The sequence below is a fragment of the Trinickia sp. Y13 genome (assembly GCF_029522115.1).
Lineage (GTDB): Bacteria > Pseudomonadota > Gammaproteobacteria > Burkholderiales > Burkholderiaceae > Trinickia.
Genome location: NZ_JAKWFK010000019.1, coordinates 20,834 through 46,230, shown reverse-complemented (window position 1 = coordinate 46,230; position 25,397 = coordinate 20,834). Strand labels below are relative to the sequence as shown.

The following is a 25,397-nucleotide window of genomic DNA, read 5'->3' as shown; positions in this document are numbered from 1 at the left end:
TCGTTCCGAATGCGCACACAAGGAGCCGCTGATATGTCCGACCACCGATCCGAGCTCGCGTATCGGTTGCCGTTCGGCGCCGAGGTCATACGAGAGCCTACGGGCGCCACGCATACGCGCTTTCGTCTTTGGGCGCCGGCGCGCTCGGCCGTGCGCGTCGAATGGGAGTATGAAGGGCAACCGGGCGTCGTCGACATGTCGCCCGCCGGCCAGGGCTGGTTCGAAGCGCACGCCCCATGCGGCGCGGGCGCGCGGTACCGCTATCGTCTCGACGGCGAGTTGGCCGTGCCGGACCCGGCTTCGCGCTTTCAGCCCGAGGACGTGCACGGGCCGAGCGAAGTCGTCGACCCCCTCGCCTACCGTTGGCTGTGCGAGCAATGGAGCGGGCGCGCGTGGGAGGAGATGGTCGTCTACGAATTGCACGTGGGGGCGCTCGGCGGCTACGCCAATGTCGCTCGCCGCCTGCCGCACATCGCGCAACTGGGCGCGACGGCGATCGAGTTGATGCCGCTCAACGATTTCCCCGGCCATCGCAACTGGGGCTATGACGGCGTGCTGCCGTTCGCGCCCGATTCCGCTTATGGGCGCCCAGAAGATCTGAAAGCGCTGATCGATCGCGCGCACGAATTGGGCATCGCGGTGCTGCTCGATGTGGTGTACAACCACTTCGGCCCCGAGGGCAATTATCTGTCGCAGTACGCGCGCGCCTTTTTCCGCAACGACGTCGTGACGCCCTGGGGTCCCGCCATCGATTTTCGGCGCAGGGAAGTGCGCGGGTACTTCTGCGAGAACGCACTCTATTGGCTGCACGAATACCGCTTCGACGGCCTACGCCTAGATGCGGTCCACGCCATCGGCGACGACGGTTGGCTGCGCGAGCTAGCCGATCGCGTGCACGCTTCGATCGCACCGCAACGACAGGTGCACCTCGTTCTCGAGAACGAGCGCAATACGGCCAGCCTGCTGCAAACGCACTTCGACGCGCAATGGAACGACGATGCGCACAACACGCTGCACGTGCTGCTCACCGGCGAACACGAGGGGTACTACCGCGCCTACGCGGATAAGCCCATTGCGAAACTCGCGCGCGTGCTGTCGGAGGGCTTCGTCTATCAGGGCGAGCCCTCACCGATCCACGACGGTGCGGCGCGCGGCGAGCCGAGCGCGCACTTGCCGCCGACGGCCTTCGTCATGTTTCTGCAGAACCACGATCAAATCGGCAACCGCGCGTTCGGCGAACGCTTGCGCACGCTCTGCGCGCCGCAGGCGCTGCTTGCGGCCACGGCCCTCTTGTTGCTGTCGCCGCAAATTCCGCTGCTGTTCATGGAGGAAGAGTTCGGCTCGACGCAGCCGTTTTTGTACTTCACCGATTACGGCGGCGAACTCGCTCAAGCCGTACGCGACGGCAGGCGGCGCGAATTCGCAAAGTTCTCGGCTTTCAGCGATCCAGAGCGACGCGCGCGCATCCCCGATCCGAATGCGGCGCAGACTTTCGCGTTGTCTTCGCCGCCGACGGAAGAAGAGCCGAACAACGGCGCGGGCGCCGCATCGCGGGCCAACGGAGCCGGGGACCGGACCGGCTGGCTGCATTTCTATCGCTCCGCACTCGCCGTGCGCGCAAAGCTCATTGCGCCGCGCTTGCGCGGCGCCCGCGCGCTCGGCGCGACGCTGTTGCGAACGGCCGGCGGCCTGGACGCCAATGCGCTCGTCGCGCGCTGGCGGCTGGGCGACGGCGAGACCTTGACCATCGCGCTCAGTCTGACCGCCGATACCCTGCCATTCGATGAACAGCCCGAAGGCATGATCATCTTCGAAACGCCGCCGCGCACGCGCGACATCGTCGATGGCAAGGCGCTGCCCGGCTATGCGTTCGTCGCCTGGCTCACGGGCGACGTCAACACGTTCGCTTTGGGGCATGACGTCCGCGCTCCCACACCGCCAAGGAGCGATGCATGAGCGGACCCGCCGCCTCCTCGCCGCCCGGCCGCGAAACGGTCGAGCGGATCGCCGCGCGCGCCGGCTTCGAAGTCCACTGGGACGATGCGAACAAACGAACGCATCGCGTGAAGCCCGAGACGCTCACCACGTTGCTGGCCGCGCTGGGCTTGCCGTGCGATACGCGCGAGCGGGCCAACGAGACGCTGGCGCTGCTCGATGCCGAACGCGCCGAGCGAGCACTGCCCCCGCTCGTGACGGCCGAGTGCCATCGCGCGACGGCGCTACCGATTTCGCCAGCTCAGGCGGGCGCGACCTACCGCATAGAACTCGAGAACGGCGGCGTCGTCGAAGGCCGCTTGGGCACGCCCAAAGGCGAATCGGCGCTGCTCGCGCCGATCGCCGAGCCGGGCTATCACACGCTCGAGCTCGGGGGGCAACGCATACGGCTCGCGGTTGCACCGCCGCGCTGCTATACGATCGACGACGCGTGCCGCGACGCAGGCGGCATCGGCGCCGCCCAGGCGGCACGGCGCGCCGACGCCGATCCGCCGCGCACGGCGGCGATCTGGGGCATTGGGGCGCAACTCTACGGCTTGCGTCGCGCAGGCGATGGCGGCATCGGCGATTACACCGCGCTCGCCTGCTTAGCGCGCCATGGTGCGCAAGCAGGCGCGGACGCATTGGCCATCAGCCCCACGCACGCGATGTTCAGCGCCGATGCGGGCAAGTTCAGCCCCTACTCTCCGTCGTCTCGGCTGCTTCTAAACATCGCCCACATCGATCCGGCCGCCGCGTTTGGCGCCGATGCGCTCTCATCGGTACTCGATTCGCCCCGCGCGAGCGGCGAACGCTCGCTGCGGGAAGCATGGGCAGAAGCCGAAGCGCTGCCGCTCGTCGATTGGCCGCGTGCGCTGACGCTGCGCTTGACGGTGCTACGCGCGCTCTACGAGCGGTTTTGCGCGCACGAGCGAGCGAGCGCCACGCCGCTCGCTGCGCAATTCGACGCATTCTGCGCGCACGGGGGACAGGTGCTCGAGGACCACGCACGCTTCGAAGCGATCGACGCCATCGAGCGGGGCGAGCACGGCATCCATCATTGGCGCGATTGGCCCGCATCGCTCACGGATCCGCGCAACCCGCAGGTGCAGGCATTCGCGCGCGATCATCGCCATGAAGTCGACTTCCATCGTTTTCTGCAGTGGCTCGCCGCCAACGGCCTGAAAAGCGCCCAGCAAGCCGCACGAGAAGCCGGCATGGCGATCGGCGTCGTGACGGATCTCGCCGTCGGCTGCGATAGCGCAGGCAGCCACGCGTGGTCCTATCCCGACGACATGTTGCAGCGCGTCTCGGTGGGCGCGCCTCCCGATCTGTTCAATCAAGCCGGTCAGGCGTGGGGGCTGACCACGTTCTCGCCGCGCGCCATGCGCAGCCAGGGCTTCAGTGCTTTCATCGACATGCTGCGCGCCACCTTCGCCCATGGCGGCGGCATGCGCATCGACCACGTGCTCGGCCTGCAACGGTTGTGGCTCGTGCCCGAAGGCGCGAGCGCGGCAGACGGCGCGTACTTGCGCTACCCGATCACGGACCTCCTGCGCTTGATCGCGCTCGAATCGGCGCGTCACCGCGCGATCGTGATCGGCGAGGACTTGGGCACGGTACCCGACGGATTCCGCGACCGCCTGGCGCGGCACGGCTTGCTCGGCATCCGCGTGCTCTGGTTCGAACGCGGCGAAGAAGGCGGCAGCTTCATGCCGCCATCGCAGTGGAGCCGAAGCGCGCTCGCCACGACGACCACGCACGACCTGCCGACGATTGCGGGCTGGTGGAGCGGCGCCGACATCGCCTGGCGCGATCGCATCGGCCAAACCGCCCCACGCGCGGACGGCCGCGATCCGGTGGCGCTCGCCCAGACCGAGCGGGCGGCCGATCGCCATGCGCTGTGGCGCGCGTTCCAGCATGCGGGCGTGGCGCCATTGGGCGTCGGCGCGCCGCCCAAAGATCAGGCGCCGATCGATGAAGCGATCGCCTTCGTGGCGTCGACGCCAGCTCCGCTCGCGCTCTATCCGCTCGAAGACCTGTTGGGTCTCGCCGATCAACCGAACTTGCCGGGCTCGATCGACGAGCACCCGAACTGGCGCAGACGTCTGCCCTCGCCCATCGATGCGCTATTCGAAGACAGCGCCTTGACCGACCGTCTGCTCGCGCTATCGAGCAAACGCCGGCGCGGCACGCGTGCTCGATCCGCCCCCAGCCCCGCTCCCGAACCGTCCCGCAAGCCATGACCGTCCCGCGCTCCACGCTACGCCTGCAGCTTCACCGCGGCTTCACGTTCGACGATGCGCTCGCGCACGTAGACTACTTTGCCACGCTCGGCGTGAGCCACTTGTATCTGTCGCCCATCACAGCCTCGGTTCCCGGGTCGCTGCACGGTTACGACACGATCGATTATGCGCGCGTGAATCCGGAACTCGGCGGGGAAGGCGCGCTGCTGCGACTGGCCGATGCCGTGCATGCGCGGCAAATGGGGCTCATCGCCGACATCGTACCGAATCACATGGGGATCGCGGGCGGCCATAACGGCTGGTGGCTCGACATCCTCGAATGGGGCCGCCACGGCACCTACGCGCGCCACTTCGACATCGACTGGCACTCGCCCGATCCTGCGCTGCGCGGCAAAGTGCTCGCGCCGTGCTTGGGTGCGCCCTACGGCCAAGCGCTCTCGGCCGGCCGCATTACGCTCTCGTTCGATGCGGGGCAAGGCAGATTCTTCGCTTGCTATGCCGAGCATCGATTCCCGATTTGCCCGATCGACTATCCGCAGATCTTGCGCGCCGCGACGCAAACAGCGCCTGCGGCATTGGCCGCCCTCGCCGATCGCTTCGACGGCCTGACCACGCAATCGGAACACCGCGAGCGAGCGCAGGCGGCCTTGGAAGCGATGCGCGCATTTGCGGCGGAACACGGAGCGAAACCGTTCGACGCGGCCCTCGAAGCCTATTCGCCCGGCACGCCCGCCTCGCGCGAGCGGTTGCATCGCCTGCTCGAGCGTCAGTTCTTTCGGCTCGCCTGGTGGCGAACCGCAGCGGACGAGGTGAATTGGCGGCGGTTCTTCGACATCGGCACGCTCGCCGCCGTGCGCACCGAGCGCGCCGAAGTGTTCGATGCCGTGCACGCGCTCGTCTTGCGCTTGTTCGCGCAAGGCGTGATCGATGGCGTGCGCGTCGACCACGTCGACGGTCTCGTCGATCCGCGCGAGTACTGCCAACGCCTGCGCGAGAAGCTCACCGAGCGCGAAGCCGAGCGGCCGCCGCAGCTCGACCATTCGCGCGCTTACGTCGTTGTCGAAAAGATTCTCGCGCGCGGCGAAGCGTTGCCTGCCGACTGGGGCGTCGACGGCACGACGGGTTACGACTTCATGAGCGATGTCGGCGCGCTGCTGCACGATCCGCAAGGCGAGGCGGCGCTGACGGCCGCATGGGCAGAGCTCTCGGGGTCGCGCGAAACCTTTGCCGATGCGGCCCGGGAGGCGCGGCGCAAGATCCTTGCCGAAAACCTATCGGCCGAACTCGATCGAGCGGCACGCGGCCTGCACCGCATCGCACGCGAGAACCCGAGCACGCGCGATTTCACGTTCAGCGCGATTCGGCGCGCGGTGTCCGAACTGGCGGTGCACTTCCCCGTGTATCGCATGTATCCGGCCGCCGGCGTACGCACGGCCGCCGACGATGCCTATTTCCGCCAAGCATTGAACGCCGCGCGCAGTGCGTTGGCGCACGGCGACCATGACGTGCTCGCGTTCATCGATGCATCGCTCGGCGGGCAGCGCGAACCGGGCGCCGCCGATGGCGCGCCGCCGAGCCGCGAACGGCGCACCGCTGCAACGCTGTTTGCCCAACTGACCGCGCCGCTGGCCGCCAAGGCGATCGAAGATACGACCTTCTATCGCTACGGCCGCTTGTTGTCACGCAACGAAGTGGGCGCCGACCCGAGCGAATTCGCGCTGAGCGTCGATGGGTTCCACGAAGCGAATCTCGAGCGCGCGCGGCGTTTCCCGTACGCGCTCGTGGCGACGGCCACTCACGATCACAAACGAGGCGAAGACGTGCGCGCCCGGCTTGCCGTGCTGAGCGAAATCGCCGATGAATGGACTGCGAAACTGCGCGCGTGGTCCACGCTCAACGCGCCGCATCGTCGTGCCTCGTCCTCCCCGTCGCCTATCGGACTTTCGACGGCTTGCACGCCCTTGCCTGGACCCGCGCCGGATTGGGCGCCGGGACCCGCTGCCGAAGCGATGCTTTACCAAACGCTGGTGGGCGCATGGCCTTACGAGCTGGACCATGCCGATGCCGACGCCGTCCAAGGATTCGCCGAACGCGTCGCGCAATGGCAGTTGAAGGCCGCGCGCGAAGCGAAACGGCAGACCAGTTGGCATGCTCCCGACCAAGCCTACGAAGCCGCCTCGCGCGCCTTCTTGTTCGATATCCTGGCGCCGCAGCGGCGGGAGGGATTTCTGCAGGAACTGTCGTCCTTCATCGCTCGCATCGAGCGAGCCGGTGCGATCAACAGCCTGCTGCAAACGATCTTGCGAATGACCTCGCCGGGCGTACCCGATTTGTACCAGGGCGCCGAGCTGTGGGATTTCAGTTTGGTCGATCCCGACAACCGTCGGCCTGTCGACTTCGGCCGGCGCAGTGCCTGGCTCGTCGACACGCCGCCGAGCGAACAACTGCACAACTGGCGCGACGGCCGCGTCAAGCTCGGGATCGTCCATCGCGCGCTGACGCTGCGCGCCGTGTCGCCGGCGCTGTTTCTCGAAGGCTCGTACATTCCGCTGACGGTATCCGGCACGCGCGCGCGTCACGCGATCGCCTTCGCACGCCAGCACGGCGACGCGTACGCGATCGTCATCGCCACCCGGCTGTCCGCATCGCTGCTGCCCGAGTCCGGCGACCTGCCCCTCGTCGATCCGAGCGCGTGGGAGGACACTTCGATCGAGTTGCCTGCCGCCCTCGCGGGACGCGCACTGTTCGACTGCCTCAGTCCCGCCGCGCAGAAAGCTGACCAAGCGGGCAGGCTTTACTTGCGCGAAGCGTTGAGGGCACTGCCCGTCGCCCTGCTCGTCGAAGAAGGCGTGCCCGTCACTGCGCAGTAAGCGGCACGCGCAGCACGAGCGACGAGCGCTCGCCGTCGACGGTCGCACTCTGTTCGAAGGCCCCCCCATGTGCCGCTGCGACGCGTTGCGGCAGCGCGAGCGCCCACGCAATGCGCCCAGCCTCGCGGGGCTGCATCGCCTGACTGCGCGCGAAGGGCTCCATGGCGTGCGGCAACTCGGCATCGGACAACGCAGCGAAACTCGCCGTATAACCCACTTCGACGCGCCAAGACGCGTTCTCGAGACTGCTGGCGAGCGTGATGGCCGCGCCGGGCGCGCTCGCTTCGGTAGCAAAAACGAGCATGGTCCAAATCGCTTGAGCGAGGCGCTCGCGATCGCCGTCGCACCACTGCGCATCGACCGACGATTGAATCTCGATGGGCGTGCCGCGCGCTTCGACGATGGCGAGCCTCGCATCCGCGAGCGCGCGCTCCACGGCCGCACTGATCGGAAACGACTCGCGCGCGAGCGGCAACGATTTGGTTTCCGCGCGCGTTTTGTCGACGGCATCCTCGAGCAGCTTCACTTGCTGCTCGACGCCCGAGCGAATGCCGGCCAGCGCGCGCTGAGCGGATGCATCGGTCGCATCGAGCTTGCGTTCGAGGACATACGCCCAGCTATGAATCGCATTGAGCGGGCTGCGTAAATCGTGAGAGACGAGGGACAAAACATGATCGCGCATGAACAGCGCGACTTCGGCCCGCAGATGAGCGAGACGTTCGTCGGATGCGGCAACGGCGTGGGAAAACGTCGACACGGTCGGCCTCTCGAAAAGTCGCTCGGCGGCCCGGGCCGCGGCGGCGCGCGAGCAAGCGCGGCCCGCAACGTTGCACAACCGGGTGACGCCGTAAGCGTGTTGAGCAGACGGACATTATAGGCACCGTGCCGGGCTGAACGCCTACAATGGCGGTTTCATCACCATTGGAGCGTAACGACCATGACGACCGTCACTACAGAATCGGGGTTGAAGTACGAAGATTTGACCGTGGGCGCAGGCGCCGAGGCCGCGGCGGGCACGACCGTCACCGTGCACTACACGGGGTGGCTCACAGACGGTCAGAAGTTCGATTCGAGCAAGGACCGCAACGATCCGTTCGCCTTCGTCCTCGGTGGCGGCATGGTCATCAAGGGTTGGGACGAAGGCGTGCAGGGCATGAAAGTGGGCGGCGTGCGTCGTCTGACCATTCCGCCGCAACTGGGCTACGGCGTGCGTGGCGCGGGCGGCGTGATTCCGCCCAACGCGACGCTCGTTTTTGAAGTCGAGTTGCTCCAGGCATAAGCGTCGGCCGGCGAGCGACGCAAGCAAGCCATACGAAGATGAACGATCGCGCGATCGAATCGCCCGCCTTGTCGCTGCGTCGTTACGGCGCCGACAGCGCCTGTGACGTGCATGCGTTTCATCAGATCGTGCTCGGCGTGGACGGTGTGATGGAGATGGCCGTCGACGGTGTCGGCCACCGTATCGACGCGCGTCACGCGTGGTTGATTCCGGCCGGTTCGCGCCACGAGTATGCGGGCGTCGGCGAGAACCGGCAGTTGGTGCTCGACGTGCCTTGCGCATCGCTCGCACTGCCCGAACGCTTTTTTTCGCGCGCGTTGGCATTGACGATGAACGACGCGCTCGCGGCGCTCGTGCGCGATACCGCTTCCTATGCGGCGCGCGCCATGCCGGCGGCGACACCGGCCGGCGGCCACGAAGCAAGCGAAGCGGAACGCAGCGATGCGGATCTCGCCCGCTCGGTGGGCATGAACGAGCGAGCGCGCCGTTTGGCATGGGACACGGCGGCGCGCTTGGCCATCGTTTTGGGCGAGAACGTCGGCGTGCAAGCCCCCGCTTCTCGGCTCGACTACGCGCGCATCGACAACTGGTTGCGCGCGCATCTATCCGAGCCGCTGCGCGTGGTCGATCTCGCGAGGCACTGCGGGTTGGGCGAGCGGCGCTTCCATCAGTTGTTCGAGGAAGCATTCGGCACGACGCCTCACCGCTATTTGCAGCGGCTTCGCCTAGACACGGCGCTCGTACTGCTGTGCGCCTCGCGCAAAACTTTGACCGACGTCGCACTGACGGTCGGTTTCGGCGATCAGAGCGCCTTTACGCACGCGTTCACGCGACGCTTTGGGATTCCTCCAGGCCAATGGCGGGGGAAGCCGGCGCATTGAGGGCCGAGCGCGGGGAATGATCATCGACGTCCGATGCGGGTTCGTTCTCCGCAGGTTCGTCGCTCGCATCAACTGCCTGGGGCTCGAAGTATTTGGGCACGTAGGTCCAATTAAACGGGTTGACGCATTCGAAGACATGCTTCCAGGGCCTGGACTTCGCCAGTTTCATTCGGTATGCGCTGTAATAGCCGTTGAGCGCTGAATTGGCCTGTTCCGCCGCATAAGCGGCGGGCTCATGCATGTTTTGCTGTGTTGCATGGTCAGACGCCGCATCGAAGTTGATGTCGTAAGCCCAGACCATATCGTCAATAGAGGTCCTTCGGTGAACCGCCACGGTCCCTTTGAAGGCCTTCACTCGCTTGCCGGTGATATTCGCGAACTGCTGCGCGAAAGAGCGCTCATCGCCGTTCGCCGAGTGACAGATGACGAGGCGGATACAGTCCACGCCGGAAAGATCTCCCGCCGCTTCGGCGAATGCCCCCGGGTCGAGCCGCCCGTGCTCGGAACCGACTATGAGCGCCGTGCCGTCCTTACCGAGTTCGCCGTGGGCAAAAAGATTCGCTCGTTTTGGGTATTTCCTCGTGCTGTCGAAGAACTTGAAAGCGTTGACATCGGGGGCCACCCGCCTCACGTCGCTCATGGCCCGCTTAGCGGCCTTGTGGTCCCTTATCGAATCCCGCTGCCCTGCGTGCTTGGGCTCACGAGCAGAGAAGGCATGACCCGGCATCGGTATCTCTCGAGGAGGAAGCGCGGCAAATGGATAAACGACCCGCGCAGCAGATGCAAACTTGGAGCCAACGTAGCATCCAGCGACGAAAAGGTAAATCGCTAACGTCGCCCCGGCAGCGGGCACCAAGGGGTTGTCTCACATTGTCGATGAACGAAGCGATTCACCGCGGGGACCTGCCCGCGGTGCTCCGGCAAAGCGGGTCGCACTTCGCCACGCTCACTGCTGCAAGCCGTGCCCCAAGTCTCGGCAGATATCGTCCGCATCCTCGAGCCCGATCGCCACGCGAAGCAGGGCCTCGGATATCCCGGCCGCAGCGCGCGCTTCTGTCGTGATCCGGCTGTGCGTGGTCGTTGCCGGGTGCGTGATCGTCGTGCGCGTATCGCCCAAATTGGCCGTGATCGAGCACAGCTTCGTCCCGTCGATGACGCGCCAAGCGTTGGCGCGCTGCGCCTCGGGCGTGTCGCCGACCACCTCGAATGCGAGCACCGAGCCGCCCGAGCGTTGCTGGCGCTGCGCGATCTCGTATTGCGGATGCGATTCGAGTCCCGGATAGAAGACGCGCTTCACGCCGGGATTGGACTCGAGCCAGCGCGCCACATGCAGCGCGCTGGCCGAATGGCGCTCGGCGCGCAGCGATAGCGTCTCCAACCCCTTCAACAGGATCCACGCATTGAACGCGGACAGCGTCGGCCCAGCGGTGCGCACGAACGGAAACACTTTTTCCATGATGAAGGCGCGCGTGCCGACCAGCGCACCGCCTAGCACCCGTCCCTGACCGTCGATGAGTTTCGTCGCGGAATGCATGACGACATCGGCCCCAAGCTTCAAAGGCTGCTGCACCGCCGGGCTGCAGAACGAATTGTCGACGACGAACAAGGCCCCCGCCGCTTTCGCGATCTTGCCGATGGCCTCGATATCGCACAGTTCGGTGAGCGGATTGGACGGCGTCTCGACGAAAAACAGCTTCGTCTCGGGCCGCACCGCCGCGCGCCACGCATCGAGGTCGTTCGGGTCGACGTATGTCGTCGCGATGCCGAAGCGGCCGAATATCTGCGAGAACATGCCGAGCGTCGAGCCGAACAGCGCCCGCGAACTGACGATATGATCGCCCGCCTGCATCGCCGCCATCACGACCGACAGGATCGCGCTCATGCCCGAGGCCGTCGCAATGCATGCTTCCCCGCCTTCGAGCGCCGCCAAGCGCTCCTGAAACATGGTGACGGTCGGATTCGTGAAGCGCGAATAGGTGTAGTAATCCTCGGAATGCTTGAAGCGTTCTGCCGCCTCGGCCGCGCTGTTGAAGCAGAAGCTCGACGTCAAGAAGAGCGCTTCCGAGTGCTCGTTGTAGTCCGTGCGCACAGTGCCGGAGCGCACGGCGAGCGTATCGAAGTTCAAAGAGTCGTCCATAGTCCTGATGCCTTATGCCTTGAGCGTTAGACGCCGTTTCGCCGGAGTCTGGAAGCCGGCAGCCGCAAAAGCGGCAGCCAGCAAAAAGCCCGCTTCGCGTCGGCAAAAGCGGGCTTCGTATGCGGGGTCCGTCTCGGCGTCGGACGGCGCAATCGCCGTCTTTCGCTTTAGCTGTTTCGGGTCGCCCCGCGTCCGCAAGCTGAATTCAAATCGACGCTGAGTGGCATCTTAGCACGCCCATCCCAGCGCACGCCTGCCGCCCGACGACGCGGGCCGGCGCGGCTTACTCGACCGACAGCTGCAAATGCAGTTGCGAGCGCGTCATGGCGCCGTCCACGGCGTCGCCGGCCGAATCGCGCTCCGACTGCGATTGCGGCGAGAGCCGGGCGCGTTCGATGACGTCGAGATACTGTGCCGTGACATCGCCCGTGATGTAATCGCCGTCGAAGCAAGACGCCTCGAAACGCGTCAGCATCGGATTGATGTCGCGCACCGCTTGCTTGAGCGCATCGACATCCTGATAGACGAGATGATCGGCGCCGATGATCTTGGCGACTTCCTCGTCGGTGCGGCCATGGGCGACGAGTTCGCTGCGCGTGGGCATGTCGATGCCATACACGTTGGGGAACTTCACGGGCGGCGCAGCAGACGCGAAGATCACGCTCTTCGCCCCCGCATCGCGCGCCATCTGCACGATCTCGTGTGAAGTCGTGCCGCGGACGATCGAATCGTCGACGATCAGCACGTTCTTATCCTTGAACTCGATCGCCATCGCATTGAGCTTTTGGCGCACCGACTTCTTGCGCACCGCCTGGCCCGGCATGATGAAGGTCCGGCCCACGTAGCGGTTCTTGAAGAACCCTTCGCGGTATTCGACGCCGAGCTTGGCCGCCACCTGCATCGCGGCGGGCCGCGACGAATCGGGAATCGGCATGACCACGTCGATCGGCACGTCGGGCAGGACGCGTTTGATCTTGGCGGCGAGGTAGTCGCCCATGCGCAGGCGCACGTTGTAGACGGAGACGCCATCGAGCACCGAATCGGGACGCGCCAGATAGACGTACTCGAAAATGCAGGGGTTCAGGCTCGGCGTATCCGCGCACTGCTGGCTGTGCAGATGGCCGTCGTTGTCGATGAAGATCGCCTCGCCGGGCGCGACGTCTCGCACGAAATCGAATCCGATGCCTTCGACGGCCACCGATTCCGATGCGACGATCCACTCGACGCCGTGTTCCGTTTCATGCTTGCCGATGCACAGCGGGCGAATGCCGTACGGGTCGCGAAACGCCAGCAATCCATAACCGGCGATCAACGAAACGATGGCGTACGAACCGCGCACGCGGCGATGCACGCCCGCCACGGCCTTGAACACCGTGCCGGGATCGAGCTGCAGGCCCGAGCTTGCCAGTTGCACCTCGTGCGCGAGCACGTTGAGCAGCACTTCCGTGTCCGAGTTCGTGTTCACATGACGCCGGTCGATGCGGAACATCTCGTCTTTCAGTTGCTGCCAGTTCGTCAGATTGCCGTTATGCGCGAGGATGATGCCGAACGGCGCATTCACGTAGAACGGCTGTGCCTCTTCTTCGCTCGAGGCCGAGCCAGCTGTCGGATACCGCACTTGGCCGATGCCCGCGGTGCCCGGCAAACTGCGCATATTGCGCGTGCGGAACACGTCGCGCACCATGCCGTTGGCCTTGTACATGTGGAAAGTGCTGCCGTTCGCCGTCGCGATACCGGCCGCATCCTGGCCGCGATGCTGCAACAGCAGAAGGCTGTCGTAGATCAACTGATTGACCGGGGAGTGGGAGACTACGCCTACGATGCCGCACATGGCAGGTCCTTCAAAGATACGAAAAACGATGGTGCCGGCCATGGGGCCGACGCACGCGCTTCACACGCGAACGTACGCGGCGAGCGCCGGGGGAAGCAGAGGCTTCAACTCATGCACGCCTCGCTCGACATAGGGCCGCAGCAAAGCGTCGCGCCAAAATTGTTGCTTCGGCAGTTCGGTCAACCCGGCCAGCGCCACGAGCAACAACACGAACACCACGCCGCGCACGATACCGAACAGCAATCCGAGCGACCGATCCACGCCGCCCAGCCCTGTCACGGCCACCAACCGTGCGATCAGCGCATTCGCGACACTCGCCACGAGCACCACGCCCACCATGATCGCCGCGAACGCCAGCAACCACTGCGTGAGCGCACCGCCGGGCCAGTCGCTTGGAATATAGGGCACCAGGAGCTGCACATAGCGCGAAGCGACAAAAAAAGCCACGACCCAGCCGATCAGGCCGAATATTTCCGAAAGCAACCCGCGCCACGCACCGCGCAGCGCCGACAGGCCGATCACCGCAAGCACGGCGTAATCGAACGCGGTAAGCATCGATGCCGTCACTGCGACGCGTTGCCCGTGCCCGCCGCCAAGCCGGCCTCGCGCACCTTCGCGACCGCCGCGGACGCCGCCGCGCGATCGGCGAACGGACCGGCGAACAGCATCGTGCGGGATTTGCCATCGGCTTGCTTGCGATGTTCGATGTAAGCGGGCACGCCCGCCGCCTTCAGCTTGCTCTCCCATGCGCGGCCGCTTGCCTCGTCGGCGAACACGCCGAGCCGTACGGCGAAACGCGAACCGGGCGGTGCCGCCGGCGTACCCGAATCGGGTTTTGCCGCGCTGGGGCCGGGAACGGTGACGGTTTTCGCCGTTTGCGCTGCCTCCGCGGGGGGAGTCGCCGCCGGGGCGGTGCTCGTCTGCTTCGATTGCGTCTGCTTCGATTGCGTCTGCTTGGATTCTGCCTGCTTGGATTCCGTCCGTTTGGTCGCGCCTTGCGCACGGCTTGAAGACTGCGAGGTCCCGCTGGCTGACGCGGCAGCCAGCCCCGCCGTGCCGGGACCGGAAGCCGTCGCACCGCTCGCATCGGCGCGATCGGGCGCAACGGCGTCTTGCGTGTCCTCGGGGATGTCGTCGCTAGCGCGGGACGGAACCGTTGCCGGGCGATTCGGAATGTCGATCGCGATGTCGTTGGTCACCGGCTTCGGATGGGAATCGAGCACCATCGGCAGGACGACCACGGCGGCGAGCACGAGCGCGATCGCGCCAACTAGGCGCCGGCGCGCCCGTTGCTTTTCTGGAAGCGTCGGATCGAGCAGCATCGCATCGGCGTCGGCCGCGCGCTCTTTGCGACGGCTCGGTCGCTCGTCGCGTGCCTCGAACGTGCCACCGCTACGCGCGGATCTAGCGCTGGCGCCACGCCGGCGCGGCGTGTCGTCTTTTTTGCCGAACGAGAAAAAGCCCATGAATCCGCTGAGTTCGAGGGGGGGCGGCCGTCAGTGCGGCGCGCGTCGGTCAATGTTGCCGCGACTTGCGGTAGGCCATGACGCCCGCAACAGTATAGAAGCTACCGAAAACCACGATTCTATCATCGTCCGTCGCTCGGCTCAGCGCATCTTGGAAAGCTTCGGCCGGCGAGGCGAAACGGCGGATGCTGCTGTCGGGGCCGTCTTCGACGCCCTCGGTCCGCAGGATCTCATCCAGGTCCGCCGCGCTCGCGGCTCGGCCAAGCGGCAAATCGGTCAAGCACCAGTGATCGATTTCGCCTTTGAGATGTTTGACGACGCCCGCGATATCCTTGTCGCGCATCGCCCCAAAGACGGCGTAGGTGTAGCGGAAAAAGCCCATGCTGCCCAGATTTTGAGCCAGGACGGCCGCCGCATGGGGATTGTGCGCGACATCGAGCACGATCGCTGGCCGTCCAGGCAGCACCTGAAAGCGCCCGGGCAGCTCGACGTTGGCCAACCCGAGCCGCACGTCTTGAGCGGAAACGGGCAGCCGGTCTCGCAGCGCCTCGAGCGCGGCCAGCGCCGCGGACGTATTGATCAGCTGATTCGCCCCGCGCAGGGCCGGATAGGCGAGCGCCGAGCGCCGCGCCGTAGGGCCGACGTAGCTCCACTGTTGCCGCTCGCTACCCGCCTGGCCTTCGTAGCGGAAGTCGCGCCCGAAGAGCCAGAGTTCGGCGCCGATCGCTTGCGCATGATCGATCAACGATTGCGGCGGAGCGGGATCGGCGCAGATCGCGGGCCGGCCAGGGCGAAAAATGCCCGCCTTCTCGTAGGCGATCTTCTCGCGCGTATCGCCGAGATACTCCGTGTGATCGATGTCGATGCTCGTCACGATTGCGCAGTCGGCGTCGACGATATTGACGGCGTCGAGCCGCCCGCCAAGCCCGACCTCGAGAATCACGGCATCGAGCTCGCGCGACGCGAACCAGTGCAAGATCGCAAGCGTCGTGAATTCGAAGTAAGTCAGCGACACGGGTTCGGCCAAGCGCGTGCGCGCCGCCTCAACCGCTTCGAAATGCGGCAGAAGCTCGTCGTCGGTCGCATTGCGGCCGTCGATGCGCGCGCGCTCATTGAACTCGAGCAGGTGCGGCGACGTATGGCAACCAACGTGGTAGCCGGACGCGCGCAGGATCGACTCGAGCATCGCGCAAGTCGATCCCTTGCCATTCGTGCCGCCCACCGTGATGACAGGACAGTGAAACGCAAGTCCGAGCGCATCCTTGACCTGGCCGATGCGCGTGAGCCCCATGTCGATGCCGACCGGGTGCGCCGACTCGAGATGCGCGAGCCAAGCGTCGAGAGTGGGAAAATGAGTCATCCAAAACCGCGGGCCGTCCCGCGTGAGATCTGCAGTTGACTTACCGTTCAGGCGACGGCATCCGCGGGCTGGCGCGTGAGCAGCGCGATCAGACGCGCCAACTCTTCGCGAAGCTTGCGGCGATCGACGATCATGTCGATCGCCCCCTTTTGCAACAGGAACTCGGCGCGCTGGAAGCCTTCGGGCAGTTTCTCCCGCACCGTCTGCTCGATCACCCGCGGGCCGGCAAAGCCGATCAATGCCTTCGGCTCTGCGATCACGACATCGCCAAGGAATGCGAAGCTCGCCGATACGCCGCCCATCGTCGGGTCCGTCAGTACGGAGATGAACGGCAATTTGGCGTCGGCAAGCTTGGTCAGCATTGCAGTCGTCTTGGCCATTTGCATCAACGACAGCAGGCTTTCCTGCATCCGCGCCCCGCCCGAGGCCGTGAAACAGATGAACGGGACTTGTTGCTCGATCGCGTTTTGGGCGCCGCGCGCAAAGCGCTCGCCGACGACCGAGCCCATCGACCCGCCCATGAACGCGAACTCGAAGCAAGAAACGACGACCGGCAGCGTATGAATCGCGCCACCCATCACGACCATCGCATCGGTTTCTCCGGTTTCGTCCATCGCATCTTTGATGCGGTCCGGATACTTGCGGCTGTCCTTGAACTTCAGTGCATCGACCGGAACGATCTCCTGACCGATTTCGTAACGGCCTTCCGCGTCGAGCAGCCCGTCAAGGCGCGCGCGCGCGCCGATGCGCATGTGATGGCTGCATTTCGGACAAACATGCAAATTCGCCTCGACGTCGTTGCGGTACAACACCGCCTCGCACGACGGACACTTGACCCAAAGGCCTTCCGGGATGCCTTTGCGGCTTTTCGGATCGGTCTGTTTGATCTTCGGCGGCAATAGCTTGTCGAGCCAGCTCATCGTTGTTCCTTCAATTGTATTGTTCCGTACGTACGTCGCACGCAGCGCCTTCACCACCCCGCGCCGGCCAGCTTCCCCCGTCCGGCGAGAGGCCCTGCGCTACATTCAACCGGCGTCGAGCGCCTTGCGGATCTCGGCAACGAACGCCGTCAGCTCCGTTGCGGCCGACTGCGCCGGCGCCTGTTCGAGTAGCTGCACCAGGCGGCTACCAATGACCACGGCATCGGCCACCTCGGCAACCGCACGCGCCGTGGAGGCGTCACGAATACCGAATCCGACCCCAAGAGGTAGCTTTACTTGCGACTTGATCGCCGGGATTTTACTCGCGATGCTGGAAACGTCCAGATTTGCCGAACCGGTCACCCCTTTGACCGACACATAATAGACGTAGCCGCTCGCCACCTCGGCGACGGCCGCGATCCGCGCATCGGTCGAAGTGGGTGCGAGCAAGAAGATCGGATCGATACCCGCCGCGCGCATGCTCCGGGCGAAGTCGACCGATTCCTCGGGCGGGTAATCCACCGTGAGAACGCCGTCCACGCCTGCTTGCGCCGCCGCTTCAACGAACGCTTCGATGCCCATGCGCTCGATCGGATTGGCGTATCCCATGAGGACCACCGGCGTCGTGGCGTCCTGCTCGCGGAACCGCTTCACATCGGCCAGCACGTGCTTGAGCGTCACGCCGTGGGCCAGCGCGCGTTCGGACGAACGTTGAATGACGGCGCCATCGGCCATCGGGTCCGAGAACGGCACGCCCAGTTCGATCACATCGGCGCCTCCGGCCACAAGCGCATGCATGAATTCCACCGTGCGGGCCGGGTCCGGATATCCAGCCGTAATGAAGGGAATCAACCCCTTCTTGTTTTGTGCGGCCAAGGCCGCGAAAGTCTGTTCGATGCGGGACATGATGTCTTCTCTGCCAATAAGCGCGACTACCGTGCCGCTTCCAAGGCAACGGCGGGCGCGTCGGACGATATGCCGCTGACAGCGGCGACTCGTTCGCGCGCGATCGCGCAGTAATTTTCATTGATCTCATAGCCAACGAATGCGCGCGCATGCCGCGCACAGGCCACCGCCGTCGTGCCGCTGCCCATGAACGGATCGAGCACGCGCCCGCCCGGCGGACAGCTTGCGAGCACCATCCGCTCGACGATCTCGAGGGGCTTTTGCGTCGGATGATCGACGCGCTCGGCATGCTGCCGATGCAGCCTCGACACCGACCAGACATCCTTCGGGTTGTAGCCCACCTCGAGCCACTTGCTCCCCTCGAACAGCTTGCGAGAGCGCGCCTTCTTCGTGGCTGCGTCGTACGGAATCCGCACGGGGTCGAGGTCGAAGTAATAGTCCTTCGACACGGCGAACAATCCGATGTTGTCGTGCACCGACGTGAAACGCCGCGTCGTGCCGCCCATGCTCGGCACGCGCCGGTCCCAGATGATCTCGTTGACCATCGTGAGCTTGGTCTTCAAGAACGAAAAGATTTCCGGCGCGTACTGCCAAGTGCAGAACACGTATAGCGAGCCGCTCGCCTTGAGCTTCGGAACGGCCAGCTCGAGCCAAGCGCGCGTCCACTCGAGAAACGCCTCGCCCGAGCGCATGTCGGAATCGTTGCCGTAATCCTTGCCGAGGCCGTAGGGCGGATCGGCGACGATCAGATCGATCGATCCGTCCGGCACCGTCTGCGCATCCGCCAAGAAATCGCGGTTGCGCAGATCGATGGCCGGACGCGGCGCACCCGAGCTGCCGAGCGCGCCGCCCGCGGCCGCAGGCCGCGGTGCGTCGAATTCGTCGATGAGATCGCGCATGCTTCGGTGGCTCAGAGCGCGAGGCCCGAGCGTTCGGCGACTGTATGCATATCCTTGTCGCCGCGGCCAGAAAGATTGACGAGCAGATGCGTCTCGCGAGAAAGCGAAGGCGCGATCTTGGCCGCATAAGCGAGCGCGTGGCTCGACTCGAGCGCGGGGATGATGCCTTCGATCCGGCAGCAATCGTGGAACGCCTTGAGCGCTTCCTCATCGGTGATACCGACGTATTGCGCGCGGCCGCTGTCCTTCAACCAGGCGTGCTCGGGGCCGACCCCCGGATAGTCGAGGCCCGCCGACACCGAATGTGTCTCGATGATCTGGCCGTTCTCGTCCTGCAACAGGTACGTGCGATTGCCGTGCAGCACGCCGGGGCTGCCGCCGATGAGCGAGGCGGCGTGCCGTCCCGTCTCGATCCCGTCGCCCGCGGCCTCGACGCCGATGAGCTTGACCGCCGCATCGTCGATGTAGGGATAGAAGATGCCCATGGCGTTGGAGCCGCCGCCGACGCAGGCGATGACCATGTCAGGCTGGCGTCCCGTGAGTTCGGGCATCTGCACGCGGCACTCGTCGCCGATCACCCGCTGGAAATCGCGGACCATCATCGGATACGGATGCGGACCGGCAACCGTGCCGATGATGTAGAACGTGCTCTCGACGTTCGTGACCCAGTCGCGCATGGCTTCGTTCAGCGCATCCTTGAGCGTGCGCGAACCGGACTCGACCGGCACGACGGTGGCGCCGAGCAGCTTCATTCGATAGACGTTGGCCGCTTGCCGCCGCACGTCCTCGGCGCCCATGTAGACGACGCATTCCATGCCGAAACGCGCTGCGATCGTGGCGGTCGCGACGCCATGCTGGCCGGCGCCCGTTTCGGCGATCACGCGCGGCTTGCCCATGCGCTTGGCGAGCAACGCTTGGCCGATCACGTTGTTGACCTTATGCGCGCCCGTGTGATTGAGGTCCTCGCGTTTGAGGAACACCTGCGCCCCGCCGAGCAGCTCGCTCCAGCGCCGCGCGTGGTAAATCGGCGACGGGCGCCCGACGAAATATTTGAGCTCGCGCTCGTACTCGGCGATGAACTCGGGGTCCTTGCTGTACTGCTCGTAGGCCAAGCGCAGCTCGTCCAGCGCATGGACGAGCGTTTCGGCGACGAAAGTGCCGCCGTATGGGCCGAAATGGCCCCGTTGATCCGGAAGGTCGTACATGGTTGTCACTCTTCGCAGCGGCGGCGAGGCACGTCCGGCCGCGCCGCCTAGGCTTTCACTCGGCGTCCGCTGCGCGCACTGCACGCACGAACGCCGCCATTCGGGCGGGATCCTTCACGCCCCTGGCGCCCGGCACTTCGATGCCGCTCGACACATCGACCGCGTACGGGCGCACGCGCCGAATGGCGTCACCGACGTTTTGCGCGTTCAACCCACCACTCAAAACGGCCCGACGCGCGAGCTCTGCTGGAATAAGTGACCAATCGAATGTCTTCCCGCCGCCGCCATAGCCTTCGACGAGCGTGTCGAAGAGCAAGCCGCCGGCTGACGAATAGTTAAGCGCCGATTCTACCAAATCGCGGGGCTGCGTATCCGCCGCGACGCGCAATGCGCGCAGCCAAGGCAACCCGGCCACGCTCGCTAGCTCCTCGCATTGCGCGGCGGTTTCGTCGCCGTGAAACTGCAGCATGGTGAGCGGCACGTTGCTCGCCACTTCACCGATCCAGTCCACGGTCGGATTCACGAACAAGCCTACGATCGAGACGAAAGGCGGCAGCGCGCGAGCGAGGTCGATCGCCTCGGCGACGCCGACCGAGCGCGGACTCGGCGGATAGAAGACCAAGCCGATCGCATCGGCTCCGAGATCGACGGCTAGCTCGACGTCTGCCCGGCGCGACAACCCGCACAGCTTGATGCGCGTGCGGTGAGGGATCGAGCCGGCGGCGGGCGAAACGGGGACGGCGCTAGACATGGCTTGACTCGCTCCAAATGCCGCTCCAAGGTACGCTGCCGAGGGGCGCGGGCGGCACCGCGAAGACCTCGGGATAGCCGACATGGGCCAGGTACAAGCCTTCGGGCATGAACGTCGGCGCGGCGCGGTTGCGGTCGCGGCTTGCGAGCACATCGGCCAGCCACGGCACCGGGTAGCGCCCCCGGCCTACGGCCACGAGCGAGCCCATCAGATTGCGGACCATGTGATGCAGGAACGCGTTCGCCCGAAAACGAAAGTGGATGATGTCGCCCGCTTGGCGAATGTCGATCTCGTAGAGATGTTTGACCGGCGTCTTGGCCTGGCACTCCGACGAGCGAAACGCCGAGAAGTCGTGCTCGCCGAGCAGGCACCGCGCGGCGGCGCGCATGGCCTCGAGGTCCAGCGGCGTATGAATCCAGCCCGCGCGCCCTGCCAGCATCGGCGAGCGGACGGCATTCACGTAGAGCATGTAGTAATAAGTGCGCTCGAACGCCGAAAATCGCGCATGAAAAGCATCGGGCATCCGCTTGGCCCACAGCACGGCCACGGTCGGCGGCAGGAAGGCGTTCGTGCCGCGCACCCAGGAAAAGTCCTCGCGATCGAGATCGGTGTCGAAATGCACCACCTGCCCGAGCCCATGCACCCCCGTGTCCGTGCGGCCCGCGACGACCGTCGGCAACGGCTTGCAAGCGAAATCGGCCAGCGCGCGCTCCAACGCGTCTTGCACAGTCTTGCCGTGAGGTTGGGACTGCCAGCCGCAAAACGCGGTGCCGTCGTATTGGATCCCGAGAGCGATGCGCATGGTAGCCGTCACGAAAGCGGCGCTAGCGTCGCCAGCAACGCGTGCGCGTCCTCTCGCGTAGCCGCATCGTTGGACTCGATGACTTCGTGAATCAGCGTGCGCGCGCCGCCGAGATCGCCGAGCGCGATATATTCGGCAGCGAGATCGAGCTTGTTGCGCGCGATCTTGGCGAGTTGCTCGGGCGTGAATTGCGGCAACGGCGCGGCGGCGGCCATTGCGCCTTCGCTTGCGTCCGCACCCGGGAGATCGAGGTTGAACGAAAGCTTGAGCGGCCCGACCGGCGCAGCGCCCAGCCCTGTCACGCTAGGCGCGGCTAGCGGCTCGGCAGGGGCAGCTTCGGGCTCGTGGGCCGCGTTCGCCTTTGGCTCGTGCTGCGCGGAAGGCTCCGCGTGCGGCTCATGCGGCGCGGCCGCTGCGGTTACTTGCGGCGACGGCTCGCTCTGGGCTGATTCGGTCCCGGCCTGTTCGTGCGTTTCCATGTCATGAAATGGAACCGACGCATTGGGGCCGGGCTCAGCGCGCGGAGGCAAACCGAGGTCCAGGGCGCCTAGCGCCGCGACGGCTTCCGGCGGAAGCGTTGCATCCGGGCGAGATGCACTTGCCGGTTCGCCCGATTCGGCTTCGAGTTCCTGCTCATGCTCCGATTCGGAGTGTGCCGCAGGCGCTTGCGCTGCTTGGGGCGCGGTTTCGATCGCAGGCGTTGATTCCGGCGAGGATGTCGGCTGGGGTCCCGGCTGAAGTTCGGGCTGGGGTTCCGGCTCGATGCCCGGTTGCGGCTGCGCGATGACGTCAGTCAACTCCGGAACCGTCGCGCCCTCGGGCGGGTGCTCGACCGGCACCTCGGCACGGGGGCGTTGCTCGGGCTCATCCGCGCGCGGCCATTCCGACGACGCGCTCGCCTCGGACGTCGTTTCCTCCGCCGCGCCACCGTCCTGCGTCTCAGCCAAGCCGGATTCGTCGCTTTCGGCGGCTGGAAGCGCGAACATCGAGTTCTCCGGATCGAGCTGACGGCCGAGCGCGGCAACGTGGACCCAGTTCGGACCGCGCCCGCCGGAAAGGCGATAGATGCGTTGCGCGATTTCGTCGAACCCGCGCACGTTCCCGCGCTCGGCGTAACGTCCGGCGAGCCCCATCAGCGCACGTTTGCTCGTGGGATTTCGCGCGAGGATGCTCAGAAATTCAGCTTCGATGGGGTCGTCCGCCGGCGTAGCCGGCCTGGCCGGCGGCCGCGCCCTCTCGCTCTCCTCGGCCGCCGGCGCCGCGCTCGCGGCGCCACCGGTGGAGGCCGCGGATGCAACCGCTGCGCGCCGCTTGCGCCGGCTCATGCCGAGCGCGACGAGCAAAACGAGCAGCGCTGCCGCCACAGCGGCCGCCATGGCGGCGATAGCCGGGATGTCGTCGCGCGCTACGCCGTAACCGCCCACGCTGATGAAACGCTGATTGGCGGCAGCCGCGGCGCGCGAAGGTCCTGGGGCAGGCGCAACCACGCCGGACGCGGGCGGCGCGGCAGCGAAACCTGATGCGCCCACGGGTGCATTGCCCGTCGCGCCGGAACGACTCGACGAAGACGTTCCGAACCCGTGCCGCTGCAATTCCATCAACACCCTGTTCTTGAGCGTCAGTAGTTGCTGCAGGCTCGAGACTTTGGGGTGTGACGCTGCCATGGCGGCCGCTGTGGCGGCGGAAGCTCCCGCCTTGCCCGCCGCGCTCGCGGCGGTGACAGTCGAAGCGCCGGCCGTTGCCGCACCGCTCGCTGCCGGTTGACTGGCCGCGGCGGCCGAGGCAGCGCCGGCCGCGGACTCCTGGGTCGCACTTGCCACTGCTTCCGCGGGCGCGCTCGACGCAGCGCTGGGCGCGGACTCGATCGCTCCGCTCCATGCATGCCCGCCAGCCACCGCTGCCGGAACGTTCGGTTGCGGATGCGTCGCGGGCGACGCCACCGGCTTGGCGGGCGCCGCGGCACCCGCGCCAGCGGATGCCTGCGATACGGCCGCCGCGGGCGCCGATGCCGGCGCCGCCGATTGCGCGCCGCTTGCCTTCGCGCCGGCAGCAGCAGCCTGCGAAGCCGCGGCAGCCGTCGAAGCTGCGCTCGGCGCACTCGGCGCACTCGGCGCACTTGACGCGGCTGGCGCGGCCGGCTCAGGCGCGCTCTTGGCTAGCGCGCCCGTCTCATCGAGCGGCGGCACATTCAGCACGGCGCCCAACTTCAACAAGCTAGGATCGCCGCGCGAAAACGCGGACGGATTGGCATCGAAAATGACTTTCGCCGCGCGGCTGAGCACGGCCTTGTCGTGCGACTGGGTGGCGGCCGCGGCGATGTCGGCGAGCGATTGCCCGGGCTTCACCGCGTACTGAGTGGTTCCGGGAGCAACGGCCGGCGTCGCTGCTTGGGCGCTCGAGGCGGTGGCGGGGGCCACGGCGGCGGGCGCGGCCATTGCACGCGGCGACGCGCCGACGAGCCATGCGAAGACGAGCGCCGGACCGGCGATCGCGAGCGGGACGGTGCGACGCGTCGAACGTGTTGTCATGAAGATGTCACGCGCGTCAAGCGCGCCTCAATATGGCGTTTGGGAGAGACCAACATTTGCTGCGGCAATGAAAAAGGCGTCGCGACAAGGCGACGCCTTTTCGGGGTTCCTCTGCGTCGTAGCCGCATAGTTTACGTGAGGAACCCGGTCAAAACCACTGCGAGGCATGGCGGGCGGCTCGATTCGGCGCCCGTGGCGGACTGCCCCGCGCGATGCAGCTTACTTCTCCAACAGGATGCGCAGCATGCGGCGCAGCGGCTCGGCGGCGCCCCAAAGGAGTTGATCGCCCACCGTGAACGCGGACAGGTATTCGCCGCCCATGGCGAGCTTGCGCAACCGGCCGACCGGCACCGACAGCGTGCCCGTCACGACCGCGGGCGACAATTCGCGCATCGATGCTTCGCGCTCGTTCGGCACGACCCTCACCCAATCGTTGGCCGCTGCGAGGATGCCGTTGATCTCGTCGAGCGGCACGTCCTTCTTCAGCTTGATCGTCAGCGCTTGCGAGTGGCAGCGCATCGCGCCGATGCGCACGCACAGGCCATCGACAGGAATCGAACCGGCTTGTCCCATGGCAGGCTTGCCGAGAATCTTGTTGGCCTCGGCGCCGCCCTTCCACTCTTCCTTGGACATGCCGTTGCCGAGATCCTTGTCGATCCAGGGGATCAACGACCCGGCCAGCGGCACGCCGAAATGCTGCGTCGGCATCGCGTCGGAATTCATCGTTTCGAGCACGCGGCGGTCGATATCGAGAATGGCGGAGGCCGGATCGGCCAGTTGCGGCTTGACGGCGTCGTGCAATGCGCCCATTTGCGAGAGCAGCTCGCGCATGTTTTGCGCGCCCGCGCCCGAGGCCGCCTGATACGTCATGGCCGTCATCCAGTCGACGAGGTCCGCGCTGAACAAACCGCCGAGCGCCATCAGCATCAGGCTGACGGTGCAGTTGCCGCCGATGAAATTCTTCGTGCCTTTGACGAGTGCGTCCTTGATCACGTCCAGGTTCACCGGATCGAGAACGATGACGGCGTCGTCAGCCATCCGCAGCGACGACGCAGCGTCGATCCAGTAACCGTTCCAGCCCGCCGCACGCAGCTTCGGGAACACCTCGTTCGTGTAATCGCCGCCTTGGCAGGTGATGACGACGTCGCACTTCTTCAGATCGTCGATGCTCTTGGCATCCTTGAGCTTCGTCTCGTTCTTGGCGAACGACGGCGCGTTGCCGCCCACGTTGCTGGTGCTGAAAAACACCGGTTCGATCAGATCGAAATCGCCTTCCTGCTGCATCCGCTGCATCAGGACGCTGCCGACCATGCCGCGCCAACCTACGAGACCTACGTTCATG

At 65.9% G+C, this 25,397-nt stretch carries 20 protein-coding genes; 5 read left to right on the top strand and 15 right to left on the bottom strand.

Annotated features, from left to right (window positions below; translation table 11 throughout):
• Window positions 1–33: 33 nt before the first annotated feature.
• The 3 genes from treZ to treY are packed head-to-tail and all read left to right on the top strand — an operon-like array spanning window position 34 to window position 7,090.
• Complete coding sequence (gene treZ / locus MMB74_RS24440; RefSeq protein ID WP_277431244.1) at window positions 34–1,956, top strand: malto-oligosyltrehalose trehalohydrolase; 1,923 nt, start codon at window positions 34–36, stop codon at window positions 1,954–1,956.
• On the top strand, window positions 1,953–4,220 hold the full coding sequence (gene malQ, locus MMB74_RS24435; RefSeq protein WP_277431243.1) for a 4-alpha-glucanotransferase: 2,268 nt from the start codon (window positions 1,953–1,955) through the stop codon (window positions 4,218–4,220). The genes treZ and malQ overlap by 4 nt, the downstream gene beginning before the upstream one ends.
• Entirely contained in the window at window positions 4,217–7,090 is a 2,874-nt protein-coding gene (gene treY, locus MMB74_RS24430; RefSeq protein WP_277431242.1) for a malto-oligosyltrehalose synthase, read from the top strand. The genes malQ and treY overlap by 4 nt, the downstream gene beginning before the upstream one ends.
• Here treY and MMB74_RS24425 read toward each other — a convergent pair.
• Window positions 7,077–7,847 (bottom strand): HAMP domain-containing sensor histidine kinase, encoded by a 771-nt coding sequence (locus MMB74_RS24425; protein WP_277431241.1) that lies wholly within the window; start codon window positions 7,845–7,847, stop codon window positions 7,077–7,079. The genes treY and MMB74_RS24425 overlap by 14 nt on opposite strands.
• A 180-nt stretch (window positions 7,848–8,027) precedes the next feature.
• Here MMB74_RS24425 and MMB74_RS24420 point away from each other — a divergent pair, with 180 nt between their 5' ends.
• Window positions 8,028–8,369 carry an FKBP-type peptidyl-prolyl cis-trans isomerase gene (locus MMB74_RS24420; RefSeq protein ID WP_277431240.1) on the top strand — a complete coding sequence of 114 codons (342 nt, stop codon included), beginning with the start codon at window positions 8,028–8,030 and terminating at the stop codon, window positions 8,367–8,369.
• A gap of 38 nt (window positions 8,370–8,407) precedes the next feature.
• Window positions 8,408–9,250 (top strand): AraC family transcriptional regulator, encoded by an 843-nt coding sequence (locus tag MMB74_RS24415; RefSeq protein ID WP_277431239.1) that lies wholly within the window; start codon window positions 8,408–8,410, stop codon window positions 9,248–9,250.
• Here MMB74_RS24415 and MMB74_RS24410 read toward each other — a convergent pair.
• From MMB74_RS24410 to asd, 14 genes are all read right to left on the bottom strand, one after another.
• Window positions 9,195–9,890: a hypothetical protein gene (locus tag MMB74_RS24410; RefSeq protein ID WP_277431238.1), complete on the bottom strand. Its 696-nt coding sequence runs from the start codon at window positions 9,888–9,890 to the stop codon at window positions 9,195–9,197. The two genes, MMB74_RS24415 and MMB74_RS24410, sit on opposite strands and share 56 nt — an antisense overlap.
• Before the next feature lie 306 nt (window positions 9,891–10,196).
• Window positions 10,197–11,387, bottom strand: a complete 1,191-nt coding sequence (locus MMB74_RS24405) for an O-succinylhomoserine sulfhydrylase (RefSeq protein ID WP_277431237.1) — start codon at window positions 11,385–11,387, stop codon at window positions 10,197–10,199.
• 283 nt (window positions 11,388–11,670) lie between these two features.
• Window positions 11,671–13,218, bottom strand: coding sequence for an amidophosphoribosyltransferase (purF, locus tag MMB74_RS24400; protein WP_277431236.1), 1,548 nt, complete (start codon window positions 13,216–13,218; stop codon window positions 11,671–11,673).
• Between the two features lie 60 nt (window positions 13,219–13,278).
• Entirely contained in the window at window positions 13,279–13,773 is a 495-nt protein-coding gene (locus MMB74_RS24395; protein WP_277431266.1) for a CvpA family protein, read from the bottom strand.
• 8 nt (window positions 13,774–13,781) lie between these two features.
• Complete coding sequence (locus MMB74_RS24390; RefSeq protein WP_277431235.1) at window positions 13,782–14,684, bottom strand: SPOR domain-containing protein; 903 nt, start codon at window positions 14,682–14,684, stop codon at window positions 13,782–13,784.
• Window positions 14,685–14,733: 49 nt separating this feature from the next.
• Window positions 14,734–16,044, bottom strand: a complete 1,311-nt coding sequence (gene folC, locus MMB74_RS24385; RefSeq protein WP_277431234.1) for a bifunctional tetrahydrofolate synthase/dihydrofolate synthase — start codon at window positions 16,042–16,044, stop codon at window positions 14,734–14,736.
• Window positions 16,045–16,091: 47 nt separating this feature from the next.
• A complete protein-coding gene (accD, locus tag MMB74_RS24380) occupies window positions 16,092–16,964 on the bottom strand; it encodes an acetyl-CoA carboxylase, carboxyltransferase subunit beta (RefSeq protein WP_277431233.1) in 873 nt (290 codons plus the stop codon).
• Between the two features lie 105 nt (window positions 16,965–17,069).
• Window positions 17,070–17,870 carry a tryptophan synthase subunit alpha gene (gene trpA, locus MMB74_RS24375; protein ID WP_277431232.1) on the bottom strand — a complete coding sequence of 267 codons (801 nt, stop codon included), beginning with the start codon at window positions 17,868–17,870 and terminating at the stop codon, window positions 17,070–17,072.
• A 26-nt stretch (window positions 17,871–17,896) separates the two neighbouring features.
• Complete coding sequence (locus MMB74_RS24370; RefSeq protein WP_277431231.1) at window positions 17,897–18,769, bottom strand: site-specific DNA-methyltransferase; 873 nt, start codon at window positions 18,767–18,769, stop codon at window positions 17,897–17,899.
• Window positions 18,770–18,780: 11 nt separating this feature from the next.
• Window positions 18,781–19,974: a tryptophan synthase subunit beta gene (gene trpB / locus MMB74_RS24365; RefSeq protein ID WP_277431230.1), complete on the bottom strand. Its 1,194-nt coding sequence runs from the start codon at window positions 19,972–19,974 to the stop codon at window positions 18,781–18,783.
• A gap of 55 nt (window positions 19,975–20,029) precedes the next feature.
• Window positions 20,030–20,725, bottom strand: coding sequence for a phosphoribosylanthranilate isomerase (locus MMB74_RS24360; protein WP_277431229.1), 696 nt, complete (start codon window positions 20,723–20,725; stop codon window positions 20,030–20,032).
• Window positions 20,718–21,527, bottom strand: coding sequence for a tRNA pseudouridine(38-40) synthase TruA (truA, locus tag MMB74_RS24355; protein WP_277431228.1), 810 nt, complete (start codon window positions 21,525–21,527; stop codon window positions 20,718–20,720). Before truA ends, MMB74_RS24360 begins: the two co-directional genes overlap by 8 nt.
• A gap of 8 nt (window positions 21,528–21,535) precedes the next feature.
• A complete protein-coding gene (locus MMB74_RS24350; protein ID WP_277431227.1) occupies window positions 21,536–24,055 on the bottom strand; it encodes a FimV/HubP family polar landmark protein in 2,520 nt (839 codons plus the stop codon).
• Window positions 24,056–24,274: 219 nt separating this feature from the next.
• Complete coding sequence (asd, locus tag MMB74_RS24345) at window positions 24,275–25,396, bottom strand: aspartate-semialdehyde dehydrogenase (RefSeq protein ID WP_277431226.1); 1,122 nt, start codon at window positions 25,394–25,396, stop codon at window positions 24,275–24,277.
• Between the last annotated feature and the right edge of the window lies 1 nt (window position 25,397).